Source organism: Sorangium sp. So ce302 (genome assembly GCF_051530145.1).
GTDB classification, from domain to species: Bacteria; Myxococcota_A; Polyangia; order Polyangiales; family Polyangiaceae; genus Sorangium; species Sorangium cellulosum_B.
In genome coordinates, this window is the sequence record NZ_CP150326.1 from 3,489,774 (window position 1) to 3,503,178 (window position 13,405).

A 13,405-nucleotide genomic window follows, 5' to 3' on the forward strand; every position below is an offset into this window, starting at 1 on the left:
CCTGTCGACCCCGACGTAAAGCGGCGATGTATCACAATGGCTCGGGAATAGATTGAACCTTGGTGGCCGGGCGCGTACCTTCCTGGTCCGGATCGTAAGCCCCGGAAGCAGAGGGGAACACGTTGATGGCGCGACTGCAATTCCCGGTGTGGCTAGGCCTGACTGTTGCATCGCTCGCCGTGTCTCCGGGCTGTAGCTGCGGCAGTCCCGACGTGTCCGTGGCTGGGGCCGGGTCGGGGGGTGAGGGTCTCGGGGGGGCCGGCGGGGCTGGTGCAGGCGATCCTGTGGCTTCGGCGGGCGGGGGTGGCGCAGGTGGGCGTCCCGAGGTGGGGGATCGGGGCATCGCCGCGGGCGAGATGGTCAGCGCGGGGAAGGTCGTGAGGAGCCCGAGCTATCGCATGGTCTTCACGCTCGGTCAGCCGACGCAGAATCAGGGAAAGACGACCTCACCGAGTTACCGCGTGCAGGGCGGTCTGGTCGGGGCGAACGGGAGCGTGCCATGAACGGGATGGGACGGCGTGTCCTCGCGATGGGTGTTCTTCTCGCCGCCTCCGTCGGCCTCGTGCGCGGCGCGGCCGCCGCCGTGCCGATGCAGATCTCGCATCAGGGGCGGCTCTTCACGGCCAACGGCGAGCCGGTCAATGACGTCCTCTCGGTGACGTTCGCCATCTACGCCGCCGAGGACGACGACGAGCCGCTCTGGAGCGAGGTGATCGCGCTCTCGTTCGACGAAGGCTTTTTCTCCACCGTGCTCGACTTCACCGAGGAGCAATCCGCGAAGGTCTTTGACGGCTCGGTTCGCTACATCGGAATCACGGTCGGGGACGATCAGGAGATGGAGCCTCGCGCTTCGATCGGGAGCGTCCCGTATGCGATGGTCGCGAACAACGCTGTTGGTGAGATCACGCCGAAGCTGGTGAAGATCGGCGGCAGGGTCGTCATCGACGAGAGCGGCAACTGGGTGGGCAACTCGAGCGGAATCGCGGGGCCGATGGGACCGACGGGTCCGACGGGGCCCCAGGGACCGACGGGGCCGGAGGGACCGACAGGGCCCCAGGGGCCGAAGGGGCCTGAGGGGCCGACGGGGCCCGTGGGCGCGACAGGGCCCGAGGGACCGGCGGGGCCGGCTGGCCTGCCCGGCGAGAGGGGACCGATGGGGCCCGAGGGGCCAATGGGGCCCCAGGGGCCGATGGGGCCCGAGGGGCCAATGGGACCCGAGGGCCCGATGGGACCCGAGGGCCCGATGGGGCCCGAGGGCGCAACAGGGCCTCAGGGGCCGACGGGTGTGGTCGCGACGATCGCGATTGCGGGCAACGTTGCTCCGCTTTTTGATGGTGGCAGCGCCGCGTATGTCTTCGTCGGCCCCCCGGGGACGGTGACCATCACCGGCAGCCAGCGCGTGACCGGATCGGCCTCTGCGCCGCTCGGGCTGCAGCCGTCCCGCGCTGCGTTCGTCGCCCCGCTCGGCCTCTGTTACCAGCGGCGCGGCACCAGCGAGCTCGTCAACTTCTTCGGCGGCACCTTCGCGAGCCACTACTTCACGCCGACCCGCACGACCTACTCGGTCTCTGCCACGACGGTGCTGCCAGAGGGCGAATGGAATGTCGGCATGTGCGTCCGCAATGAGGGGACCAGCGCGATCCAGGGATCGACCACGTCGACCGGCAACGGCATGGTGAACGGCTGGTTCATCGTCACGAACGACTGAGGGCGAGCCCGCCGTCCGGGTTCGTGAGCCCGCCTCCGCTCCCATGAAGTCGGCAGGCCCCGTGCGGGGGCATCCGTCGCGGGGCGCGGAGAGGGCCGGTGTTGGTTCTGCTCTCGGGAGGGCAGCCGGCCCCGTGCGGGGGTGTCCGTCGCGGGGCCGGGCGGCTCGGCACGACCTCCCGAGCCACCCGGAGCCTCTCCTCGCCGCGTCGGCGTCTCAGATCACCTGAGCGCCACCGGGCTCCGCGCGAGGTACTCGTCGTAGGACAGGGTCCGCAGATCCTCGATCCTCTTCGCGCGCATCGCCCCGATGACCGCCCGCGCGAGCTGGAGGTCCGTGATGAGCGGGATGTTCGCGTCGACCGCGCGCCGCCGGATCAGATAGCCGTCCGGACGGCCGAGCTGGTCGTACTCGCGGGGGATGTTGATCACGAGATCCACCTTCCCCTGCTCGATGGCGCTCATCGCCGTCTCCCCCTCGTCGGGCTGCTTCGCGAGGCTCGTGCACGCGAGCCCGAGCGCCCGGAGCGCCTCGGCCGTGCCCGGCGTCGCGAAGATGGGGAGCTTCAGGTGCTCGGCGATGACGCGGGCCTCGTCGGCGAACCAGTACTTGTCCTCGAGCGGCCCGAGCGACAGCAGCACACCCTTCTTGGGGAACCTGAAGCCGGTCGCGAGCAGCGAGTGCAGGAGCGCCTCGTGCATGTCGTCGCCGAAGCAGCCGACCTCGCCGGTGCTCGCCATCTCGACGCCGAGCATCGGATCGGCCCCCACGAGGCGCGAGAACGAGAACATCGGCGCCTTCACCCCGACGTAATCGAGGTCGAGCCCGCGGTTCTCGACCGGCTGCGACACGCCGAGCATCCTGCGCATCGCCTCCCGGACGAAGTTGTTCCCCGTGACCTTCGACACGAAGGGGAAGCTCCGCGACGCGCGCAGGTTGCACTCGATCACCTTGACCGTGTTGTGCTTGGCCAAGAACTGCATGTTGAACGGCCCGGTGATCGAGAGCGACCGCGCCACCTGCTGGGCGATCTGCTTGATCCTGCGGATCGTCGCGATGTAGAGCGACTGCGGGGGCAGGACGAGTGTCGCGTCGCCGCTGTGGACGCCGGCGTTCTCGATGTGCTCGCTGATCGCCCAGAGGATGATCTCCCCGCGATCGGCGACCGCGTCGATCTCCACCTCGCGGGCGTGGGTCTCGAACTTGGACACGACAACGGGGTAGGTGGGGGAGACGGCCTTGGCCCGGGCGAGGATGCGATCGAGCTCGTTGGGCTCGTGCGCCACGCTCATGGCCGCGCCGCTCAGCACGTAGCTCGGCCGCACGAGGACGGGGAAGCCGCCGAGCTTGTTCACGATCTCGCCCGCCTGGCCCGCGTCGACGACGTGCGCCCAGCGCGGCTGGTCGATCCCCAGCCGGTCGAGCAGATCGCTGAACTTCTTCCGGTCCTCGGCGGTGTCGATGCTCCCCGGGCTCGTGCCGAGGATGCGCGCCCCCGCCTCGTGCAGCCGGAGCGCCAGGTTGTTCGGGACCTGCCCGCCCATGCTGACCACGATGCCGTAGGGCTGCTCCCGCTCGTAGATGTCGAGCACCGTCTCGAAGCTGATCTCGTCGAAGACCAGCTTGTCGCACGTGTCGTAATCGGTGCTGACCGTCTCCGGGTTGTAGTTCAGCATCATGGTCTCGTAGCCGAGCTCCGAGGCCGCGCGGATCGCGTTGACGCAGCACCAGTCGAACTCGACGCTCGATCCGATGCGGTAGGCGCCGGAGCCGAGCACCATGATCTTCTTCCGCCAGGACGGCGCGACGTCCGTGGCCGACGCGTGATAGCTCGAATAAAGGTAGTTCGTCTCGGCGGGGAACTCGGCCGCGAGCGTGTCGATCTGCGCGAGGTGCGGCACGATGCCGTGCCGCTTCCTGGCCTCCCGGATCGAGCCCCGCGGCGCGCCGGTCAGCGTGCCGATCATCCGGTCGCTGAAGCCGAGCTGCTTCGCCTCCCGGAGGGTTGCCTCCTCGAGCGCCGGCTCCTGCGCGGCCGCGGCCTTGTCGGCCTGCGCGGGGACGGCGACCTTGAGCGTCTTCAGGTCCCGGTGCATCCGGACGATCGGCTCGATCTGGTTCAAGAACCACCGGTCGATCTTGGTGAGGTTGTGGATCTCGTCGACCGACATCCCCTCCTGGAGCGCGCGGGCCACGGCGAAGATCCGGAGCGGCGTCGCGTTCTGCAGCTCGTCGCGGAGGTCCTTGAAGGTGAACGCGTCGGGGTCGAGCCCCTTCACCCCGATGTCGAGCATGCGGAGCGCCTTCTGGATGACCTCGGGGAACGTCCTGCCGATGGCCATGACCTCGCCGACGCTCTTCATCTCGCTGCCGATCCGCATCGAGGCGCCGCGGAACTTGCCGAGGTCCCAGCGCGGGACCTTGCAGACGAGGTAGTCGAGCGCCGGCTCGAAGAACGCGGTCGTCCTGCGGGTGATCGCGTTGGCGATCTCCGGCATGGTGTAGCCGACGGCGATCTTCGCGGCGACGTAGGCGAGCGGGTAGCCCGTCGCCTTGCTGGCGAGGGCGCTCGACCGGGAGAGGCGCGCATTCACCTCGATGACCCGGTAATCGGCGCTGTGCGGGTCGAGCGCGTACTGGATGTTGCACTCGCCCACGATGCCGAGGTGGCGGATCGTCTTCAGCGCGACCGAGCGGAGGAGCTGGTACTCCTCGTCGTTCAGCGTCTGCGACGGGGCGACGACGATCGACTCCCCGGTATGGATCCCCATCGGGTCGAGGTTCTCCATGTTGCAGACGGTGATGCAGTTGTCGCGCCCGTCTCGGACGACCTCGTACTCGATCTCCTTCCAGCCGCGGAGGCACTCCTCGACGAGCACCTGGGGCACGCCGCCGGCGAAGCCGCGGCGCACGGCGTCCTCGAGGTCGCGCTCGCTCTCGACGATGCCGCTGCCCTTGCCGCCGAGCGCGTAGCCGCCGCGGAGCATCACGGGGAACCCGATCTCGCGCGCCGCCGCCATGGCCTCGGCCGCCGAGCGGCAGGCGCGGCTGCGGGCGGTCTTCACGCCGATCTCGTCGAGGCGCTCGATGAAGAGCCGCCGGTCCTCGGTGTCGCGGATCGCCTTGATCGGCGTGCCGAGCACCCGCACGCCGTACTTGTCGAGGATGCCCGAGTCGTGGAGCTCGAGCCCGCAGTTGAGCGCCGTCTGCCCGCCGAAGGAGAGGGCGATCGCGTCGACCTCCTCCTTGACGATGATCCGCTCGACGAACTCCGGGGTGACCGCGCAGAGGTGGATGCGGTCTGCGAGCCCCTCGCTCGTCTGGATGGTGGCGATGTTGGGGTTCACGAGGACGGTGGCGATCCCCTCCTCCTTGAGGGCCTTGATCGCCTGCGACCCTGAGTAGTCGAACTCGCCGGCCTGACCGATCTGGAGCGCGCCGGAGCCGAGCACGAGGACGCGCCGGGGTTTCTTGGGGAGATACGCGCCGTACATGGCTCAGCTCCTTCCTGCGGTGGGGGTGGCGCGGGGATCCGCGGCAGCGGTCCCCGCGGTCTTGAGTCGCGAATCGGAGGACCCCTTCATCGCGCCGCAGAGGCGGAGGAAGTCGTCGAACAGGTAGCCTGCGTCCTCGGGCCCGGGCGTCGCCTCGGGGTGGAACTGGACGCTGAAGAAGGGGCGGAGCCGCGAGCGGATGCCCTCGTTGGTGCCGTCGTTGATGTTGACGAACCAGGGCTCCCACTCGGCGGGCAGCGACTCGTGCTTCACCGCGTACCCGTGGTTCTGGCTCGTGACGTAACAACGGCGGCTCAGGAGGTCCTGCACCGGCTGGTTCACGCCGCGATGGCCGTACGGCAGCTTGAAGGTGTCGCCGCCGGCGGCCAGCGCGAGGATCTGGTTGCCGAGGCAGATGCCGAAGATCGGCTTCGTGTAGGTCCCGAGCAGGCCGCGCACCGCGGCGACCAGCTGGCCGAGGTCCTTGGGGTCGCCAGGGCCGTTGCCGATGAGGACGCCGTCGGCGCTCTCGGCGAGCTCGGCGATGGGCGCGTGGTAGGGGGCGCGGATGACGGTGACCCCGCGCCGCAGGAGCGAGCGGACGATGTTGTCCTTCGCGCCCGCGTCGATGAGGAGCACCTTCAGGGGGCCGCCCTCGTACGTGATGGGCTCGCGGGGCGAAACGAGGCGGAACACCTCCTCGCGCATGTCCACGGCCTCGGCCGAGCGCTTCACCCGCTCCAGGTCCATCTCGGCCGGGAACAGCCAGCCCTTCATCGTCCCGACCTCCCGGAGCCGCCGCGTCAGCGTGCGCGTGTCGATCCCCGTGATCGCCGGGATGCCCTCGCTGGCGAGCCAGGCGCCGAGCGAGCGGACCGCGGCGTGGTGGCTGTAGCGCTCCACGTAGCTCTGGACCACGAGCCCCTGCAGCTGGATGCGGTCGGCCTCGTAGGGCCCGTCGACGCTGCCTGCTTTGCGCGGCGCGGGCACGCCGTAGCTGCCCACGAGCGGGTACGTGATCGTCAGGATCTGGCCTCTGTACGAGGGATCCGTGAGCGTCTCGACGTACCCCGTCATGCCGGTGTTGAAGACGACCTCGCCGCTCACCGCGCGCGGGGCGCCGAAGCACCGGCCCGTCATGGTCGTGCCGTCTTCGAGTACGAGCTTCATCCGATTCGCATCCATCCTCTTTGACCGCCTGGGCCGCCGCGGCGCGGACCCTTACGCAGGAGGGGCCGTGAGCGCATGCAGCGCCGTGGGCCCATGGGGTACCAGGTCCGCGCGCACGCCGCGCGGCGGGCCGGCATCATGCTCGAGGCAAGGCGTCCAAGCACCCCCGGTCGTCGGAGCCGGTTGCTCCGGCGCTCCGTCGAGGTGGGGCAGGGCGCCCGGCGTCCCGTTCTTCCACATGCCGGGGACGCCCATTTGCCGTCCCCTCGCTCCACGTCAACCACGAACTTTCGGCCGGGCCTCCACGGCCGCTTCCGGCGGGCTTTTCGCGGCCTGCCAGGAGCGCGCGCGGTCTGCCTAGAGGGCCGGCGCGCGCTCGAGGTAGGCCCGCTCGAGCACGAGCACGTCCATCTTGGTCCGGAGGAAGCAGTCGAGCGCTTCCTTTGGGGTGCAAACGATCGGCTCGCTCGCGTTGAAGGAGGTGTTCAGGAGGACGGGCGTGCCCGTCTGCCGGCCGAACTCGCTGAGGAGCGCGTGGTAGCGCGGGTTCTCCTGGGCGGTCACCGTCTGGAGGCGCCCCGTGCCGTCGACGTGGGTCACGGCGGGGATCTCGGCGCGGCGCTCGGGCTTGATCTTGTAGACCTTGACCATGAACGGGTCCGGCGAGGTCTGCTCGAAGTAGTCGCCGACGCGCTCGAGGGGCAGCGCCGGCGCGAAGGGGCGGAACATCTCGCGGCGCTTGATCCGCTCGTTCATCGCGTCCTTGATGTCCGGCCGCCGCGGGTCGCAGAGGATGCTGCGGTTGCCGAGCGCGCGCGGGCCGTACTCCATCCGCCCCTGGAACCAGCCGACCACCTTGCCCTCGCTGATCGCCCTGGCGACGCGGGGGATCAGGTCCTCGTCGGGGAGGGTCTCGAACGCGACCTGCTCCTTCCGGAGCAGCTCGTCGATGGTCTCCTGCGAGAAGGCCGGGCCGAAGTAGCTGTGCGTCTGGTGGAAGCCGCGCGGGTTGTCGAGCTTGTGGTGGTGGACGTAGAGCGCCGCCCCGAACGACGTGCCCGCGTCGCCGGCCGCTGGCTGGATGAAGACGTCGTCGAACAGCCCCTTCGGCCGGATCTTCCCCGCCGCCACGCTGTTGTAGGCGCAGCCGCCCGCGAGGGCGAGGCGCGGCGAGCCGGTGAGGTGCTTCGCCGTCGCGAGCAGTTCGAAGTAGACCTCCTCGAACGCCGCCTGCGTCGAGGCGGCGACCGCCATGAAGCGATCTTCCATCCGGCTCTTCGGGCTGCGGGCGGGGCCGAGCAGGTCGATCAGGCGCTCGGAGTGGATGGGGCCGTAGCGGGGCTCGCCCTCCCAGGTCATCGCGATGCCCTTCGTGTGGTGCTGGAAGTACTCTAGCCCGAGCTCGAACGCCCCGTCCTTGACGCGCACCACCTGCCGGAGCTTGTCGAGCAGATCCGGCTGGCCGTAGGACGACAGCCCCATGACCTTGTACTCGTCGCCGAACTTGGGGAACCCGAGGTACTGCGTCAGGCCCGAGTAGAACAGCCCGAGCGAGTGGGGGAAGCCGACGTGCCGGAGGATCTCCAGCTTGTTGCCGCGGCCGCGCGCCCACATCGTGCTGACGAAGTCGCCGAAGGCGTCGATGGACAGGACCGCCGCCTCGTCGAAGCCCGAGGGGAAGAACGCGGAGGCGAGGTGCGCGCGGTGGTGCTCGACGTTGTGCGACGCGGCGCGGATGCGCTTCGGGTCGACGCCGAGCGCGGCGCCGAGGTGCACCTTCGGGTCGCTCGCGCCGAGAGAGCCCTTGAGGAGCCCCGCCGGTGAGCGCCGCGTCAGCGCGTAGAGGAGCTTGTCGCCGAGGTGCGCCCTCGTGTCGCGGCTGATCGCGATGTGATCGATGTCCTCGACCCGCGCGCCCGCGGCGCCGAGGCAGTACTCGACCGCCAGCCGCGGGAAGCCCGCGCAGTGCTTGATCCTGCTGAACCGCTCCTCCTCCGCCGCCGCCACGAGCTGGCCGTCGACGAGCAGGGCGGCCGACGCATCGCCGTGGTAGGCGTTGATCCCGAGGATGAGCATCGCTCCGCCATCTTCCGGTGCCCCCGCGCGACGGTCAAGGTGAGCCCTCCGCCCGAGCGCGGTGGGATCGAGCGCGGGTTCGTGACGTAAATTCGCCGGCCGCGTGGCAATGCTGCGCGCTGGAGGCAATGCCTCGCGCTGTGGGCAATGCGCAGCGCGCGGTCAGATCTCCGCGAGGCGGATGGCCTCGAGGCGATCGCCCTCGTCGATGCGCTCCCGATCGGCCGGCACGAGGACGAGCGCGTCGGCCTCGGCGAAGCTCGTGACGGCGCCCGACGCCTGGTTCGCGGCGATGCGGGCGACGAGCTCGCCGCTCGAGGCGTCGAGGCGGGTGCGGAGGAACTCGGCGCGACCGGTCTGGCGCCTGAGCGCGCTGTCCGCGCGGACGATCACGCGGGGCGGCCGCGGCGCCGCGTCGCCCTGGAGGGCGCGGAGCAGCGGCACGCCGAAGAGGACGAACGTGAGCGAGGCCGAGGCCGGATTGCCTGGCAGCCCGAGCACGTGGACGACGCCACACCGCGAGAGCTCGGCGCGCCCCACCGCGAGCGGCTTGCCCGGCTTGATGGCGACGCGCCAGAAATCGAGCGACACGCCGGCTGCCTCGAGCGCGGGGCGGACGATGTCGTGATCGCCGACGCTCACGCCGCCGACGGTCACCACGAGATCGGACCCGCGCAGCGCCGTCGACACCGCCTCGGCGGCGCGCGCCGCGTCGTCGGGGACGAACGGCGCGATGCGGACCGCAGCGCCCGCCGCGCGCGCGGTCGCGGCGATGAAGTAGCTGTTCGACTCCGGGATCGTGCCCGCGGGGCCGGGCGAGCCGGGCGCGCGCAGCTCGTCGCCGGAGCACATCACCGTGACCACGGGGCGGCGCGCGACGAGGACGCTCGGGCGATCGAGCGCGGCCGCGAGCGCGACCTTCCCCGGGGTGAGCCGCGCTCCTCTGCGCAGCGGGACGGCGCCCTCCGCGAGGTCCGCGCCCCGGCGGCGCACCCAGGCGCCCGCCCGCGGCGCTTCCTGCAGGGTGATCTCGTCGCCGCTGCGCACGGCGTTCTCCTGCGGCGCGATCGTGTCGGCGCCGGGCGGCAGCCGCGCGCCGGTGAAGATCCGACACGCCGTGCCCGGGTGGAGCGCCGGCAGCGGGCGGCCGGCCGCGCTCTCGCCGCGGACGGGCAGCCTGAAGGGCCCGCTGCCCGCGAGGTCGGCCGAGGTGATGGCGTAGCCGTCCATCGCGCTGTAGTCGAAGGCGGGCATCGCGTCGGCGGCCGCGATGTCCTCGGCAAGCACGCGCCCTGCCGCGTCGTCGAGCGGCACCCGCTCGGGGCCGACCGGGGCAGCGGTCGCGAGCAGCCGATCGAGCGCCTCTTCGAAGGGGATCATCCGCGCTGCTCCTCGCCCTGCACGGGCTGTGGGTGCCGGTGGTGGTGTCCGCCCTTGCCGGACGCCAGCGTGACCGCGTGGGCAAGGACGGGGCCGATGATCTGCGTGACGGCGAGCTCCACCGCCTTCGGGCTGCCGGGCAGCGCGATCACCACGAGCCCTCGCGCGACGCCCGCCGCGGCGCGCGACAGGATGGCGTTCGGCCCGATCGCGTCCCAGCTCAGGCGCCGGAATGCCTCGCCGAAGCCGTCGAGCGTCTTCTCGAAGAGCGGCGCGAGCGCCTCGAGGGTCCGGTCGCGCGGGGCGATCCCGGTCCCGCCTGTGGTGACGACCGCGTCGGCCGAGCCTGCGTCCGCGATCTGAACGATCGCCGCTCGCAGCAGCTCGGGCTCCTCGCGGATGACGGCGTGGGAGGTCACGGAGAAGCCGGCGCGCTTCAGGAGCTCGCCGAGGAGCTGTCCGCCCTCGTCATCGTCGAGGGTGCGGGTGTCACTGAGCGTCAGCGTGGCGACGCGCACGGGGGAGCGGCTCATGCGGCAGGTTTACGCCTGTCCCCCGCGGTTGGCGAACTCTTGACGACACCGGCGCGGCGTCGCGGCGGACTTCGCGCGGGCGCGGTGGCCTCGTGGCGCGGCGGCGCGGTGGCTCGACCGGGCGAAGGCGGCCTCGCTGCGTCCCTGGCGCCCCCGCCGCGCTCGGTGCGCCCCCGCCGCGCGTGGCGCGGCCTTGTCGCTCCGACGTCATCGACGGCGGATGGCTTTCGCCTCGTCGCTGCGCTAGGGGAGCGACGTGTCAGGCCCTCTGATCCCTTACATCGAGCTCCCCGAGATCCCGCTCGCTTTCCTGGAGCACATCCCGCTCGTGGGGCAGCTCATCGATCCGGCGAAGCCGCCCTCGATCAAGCCGTTCGGCACGCTGGTGGCGCTCGGCGTCTACATCGGCGCCGTCGTCGCCACGCGGCACGCGCGCGAGCGGCGCCTCGACGAGAAGAAGATGAGCGAGTTCATCTTCTGGGTCGTGGCGGCCGGGTTCATCGGTGGGCACGTCCTCGACGCGATCTTCTATCACCCGCAGCGGGTCGCTCGAGATCCTCTCTACCTCTTCGCGCTCTGGGACGGCCTGTCGAGCTTCGGCGGCTTCACCGGCGCGCTGATCGGCGCCTTCGCGTGGCGCTTCTATCGCCGCGAGCGGATCATGCCCTACTGCGAGGTCGTCAACAGCGCGTTTCCGCTCGCGTGGGTGTTCGGGCGCGCGGGCTGCGCGTCGGTCCACGATCATCCGGGCCGTATTTCCGACGCATGGTTCGCGGTCCAATACCCGCTCGGGACGGGACACGTCGGCCGGTTCGATCTCGGCCTATATGAGTGTGTGCTCGCGATCCCGCTCGCGATCGCGTTCGCGGTGCTCTGGCGCCGGAACCCCCATCGTCCGCTCGGCTTCTACACCGGGATCATGTGCACCGCGTACGCTCCGGTGCGGTTCGCGCTCGATTTCCTGCGCGAGCGGGAGGGCACAGTCGTCGGCGGCGATCCGCGTTATGCCGGTCTCACTCCCGCGCAGTGGGCATGCTTCGGTCTGTTCGCGGTGGGGCTCTATTTCCTGCGCATGGCGGCGCGCGGCGAACCGTCGAGCGCCGGGGCGAGCCCGCTGGACGGCGCTTCGCGCGTCGCGGACGACGATCCGTCCGACGAGGACGATGAGGCCGAGGCGCCTCGGGCCTCCCGCGCCCGGGCCGAGAGGTGATCCCGCACCTGGGCACCTTGGACCGGTCGTTTCGGGTTTCGGGCAGATCCACGCCGCGCGATGCGCTCATCCGCTGGGCGGCGCTGGACCGCTCGGCCCTCCCGAGCGCCGGGTTTCCCGAGCGCCGGTCTGGCGACGCCCGCCTGTGACGGAGCGCGCTCTGCGGGGTCCCTGGTCGCCTGGACCGGCGCCCCGGTCCTCCGGACCGGCGCTCGCGTGAGGGGCGAAGGCGCGGAGGGGCCCGGGACGGCTCCTTCCGGGCCTTCATTTGGCTCGCCCGCCCGTGGCGGGTCCCTTGACGCGCCAGGGGCGCCAGATATCGTGGGGTGGAGTTTGCACCAGAGGGTCGGCCCGCCGACCTTCGCTCGATTGAGCTCGGTCGCTCCTTCCGCCGACGGAGGAGCGACCGAGGCGCGCTCGCAAAAGGCTCCGCGTCATCGACATCGATCACGGAGCGAGTGGACCAAATAAGAGGGAACGCAGGGGCCAACCCCAGGTTTTTCTACAATGGCTGAAGATTCGCGTAAGTTGTTCGTGGCGGGCTTGCCCGACTCCATCACCGAAGACGTTTTGCGGCAGCTCTTCGAGGCCACCGGCGGCAACGTCGTCGAGGTCAGTCTTCCGAAAGATCGCGCGACGGGTCGTCCGCGCGGGTTCGGCTTCGTCACACTCTCGACGACCGGCGAAGCCAACGCCGCGCGCGAGTCGCTCGACGGTTCATTTCAGGGCGGCAAGTCCATCTCGGTCCGCCCCTTCCAGGCCGAGCCGCCGCGGCGCGAGGGGCGCCCGATGGGCCCCGGCGGTGGCCCCGGCGGCGGTCCAGGTGGCCCTGGCGGCGGTGGCGGTATGGGCGGCGGCGGCCTGGCTGCAGCGCCCGATCGCACCCTCTACGTTGGCAATCTCCCCTACGACGCGAGCGTCGAGGAAGTCGAGGGGCTCATCGGCTCGACCGGCGCCGGTCCGGTGGTGCGGGTCCACCTCCCCATGGATCCTGACGGTCGCAAGCGCGGGTTCGGCTTCGTGACGATGGCGAGCGCCGAGGCGGCGCGCGCCGCGATCGATGCCCTGCGCGGCGTGGACGTGCGCGGTCGACGGCTCGTCGTCAACCTCGCTCACCCGAAGGGGGAGCGGCCGGCGCGCGAGGACCGTCCGGGCGGCTTCGGCGGCGGTGGCGGCGGCTTCGCGGGTGGCGGCGGCTTCGCGGGTGGCGGCGGCGGCGGCGGCTTCGCCGGCGGCGGCTTCGCCGGCGGTGGTGGTGGTGGTGGTGGTGCTCCTCCGCCGCCTGCGCGCAAGACGTTCGATGATCGCCGGCGGCGCGGCGCTCACGACGGGGACGGGCCTCCCGGGGCCGGTGGCGGCGCTGGTGGTGGCGGCCGGCGCAGCAACAACAAGAACTGGGATCGCGGCCGCACCGGTGACGACTGGGACGACGAATGAGCGCTCCCGGTTGACAACTGCATTGTTTCTCGTAGGGTAGCGCCCTCCAGACGGGCGGTCGGGCGTCGCTGATCCGGCACACGTCCTCTGGTGCCCCCCGCCGGTTGCGGTGCTAGCGCTTCCCGTGCTGCCCGTGCCTAGGTTCAACCAGGGCCGCCTGTGGAAACAGGTCGGCCCTGTCTTCGGAGACCTCCGATGCGCGACATCATCAAGCTGACGTGCGGCAACTGTGGCCGCGCGAACTACCACACGACGAAGAACAAGCGGACGATGACGGACAAGTTCGTCATCAAGAAGTTCTGCCCGACCGAGCGCAAGCACACCGAGCACAAAGAAGGCAAGATCTCGAAGGGCTAGGCCACGCTGCACCGCTGGCCGCTGCCGCCGGACCCGCGCA

At 70.8% G+C, this 13,405-nt stretch carries 10 protein-coding genes; 5 read left to right on the top strand and 5 right to left on the bottom strand.

Annotated elements, in window-relative coordinates:
* Nucleotides 1-326 precede the first annotated feature (326 nt).
* Nucleotides 327-503, top strand: coding sequence for a hypothetical protein (locus WME73_RS13435; RefSeq protein WP_437299446.1), 177 nt, complete (start codon nt 327-329; stop codon nt 501-503).
* On the top strand, nt 500-1,708 hold the full coding sequence (locus tag WME73_RS13440) for a collagen-like protein (RefSeq protein WP_437915968.1): 1,209 nt from the start codon (nt 500-502) through the stop codon (nt 1,706-1,708). Before WME73_RS13435 ends, WME73_RS13440 begins: the two co-directional genes overlap by 4 nt.
* A 221-nt stretch (nt 1,709-1,929) precedes the next feature.
* Here WME73_RS13440 and carB read toward each other — a convergent pair whose 3' ends face one another.
* From carB to WME73_RS13465, 5 genes are all read right to left on the bottom strand, one after another.
* Entirely contained in the window at nt 1,930-5,202 is a 3,273-nt protein-coding gene (carB, locus tag WME73_RS13445; RefSeq protein ID WP_437915970.1) for a carbamoyl-phosphate synthase (glutamine-hydrolyzing) large subunit, read from the bottom strand.
* 3 nt (nt 5,203-5,205) lie between these two features.
* Complete coding sequence (gene carA / locus WME73_RS13450) at nt 5,206-6,372, bottom strand: glutamine-hydrolyzing carbamoyl-phosphate synthase small subunit (RefSeq protein WP_437745868.1); 1,167 nt, start codon at nt 6,370-6,372, stop codon at nt 5,206-5,208.
* Between the two features lie 357 nt (nt 6,373-6,729).
* Entirely contained in the window at nt 6,730-8,448 is a 1,719-nt protein-coding gene (locus WME73_RS13455) for a carbamoyltransferase family protein (RefSeq protein WP_437915971.1), read from the bottom strand.
* A gap of 162 nt (nt 8,449-8,610) precedes the next feature.
* Nucleotides 8,611-9,828, bottom strand: a complete 1,218-nt coding sequence (locus tag WME73_RS13460; RefSeq protein ID WP_437915972.1) for a molybdopterin molybdotransferase MoeA — start codon at nt 9,826-9,828, stop codon at nt 8,611-8,613.
* Entirely contained in the window at nt 9,825-10,361 is a 537-nt protein-coding gene (locus WME73_RS13465) for a MogA/MoaB family molybdenum cofactor biosynthesis protein (RefSeq protein WP_437745871.1), read from the bottom strand. Before WME73_RS13465 ends, WME73_RS13460 begins: the two co-directional genes overlap by 4 nt.
* Before the next feature lie 256 nt (nt 10,362-10,617).
* Between WME73_RS13465 and WME73_RS13470 the strand changes: the two genes are divergently transcribed.
* From WME73_RS13470 to rpmG, 3 genes are all read left to right on the top strand, one after another.
* A complete protein-coding gene (locus WME73_RS13470) occupies nt 10,618-11,571 on the top strand; it encodes a prolipoprotein diacylglyceryl transferase (RefSeq protein WP_012235037.1) in 954 nt (317 codons plus the stop codon).
* A 507-nt stretch (nt 11,572-12,078) separates the two neighbouring features.
* Complete coding sequence (locus WME73_RS13475; protein ID WP_437745872.1) at nt 12,079-13,008, top strand: RNA recognition motif domain-containing protein; 930 nt, start codon at nt 12,079-12,081, stop codon at nt 13,006-13,008.
* A 195-nt stretch (nt 13,009-13,203) separates the two neighbouring features.
* The gene (gene rpmG, locus WME73_RS13480) at nt 13,204-13,365 is read left to right on the top strand and encodes a 50S ribosomal protein L33 (protein WP_012235039.1); all 162 of its coding nucleotides are present in this window, start codon (nt 13,204-13,206) and stop codon (nt 13,363-13,365) included.
* Nucleotides 13,366-13,405 lie beyond the last annotated feature (40 nt).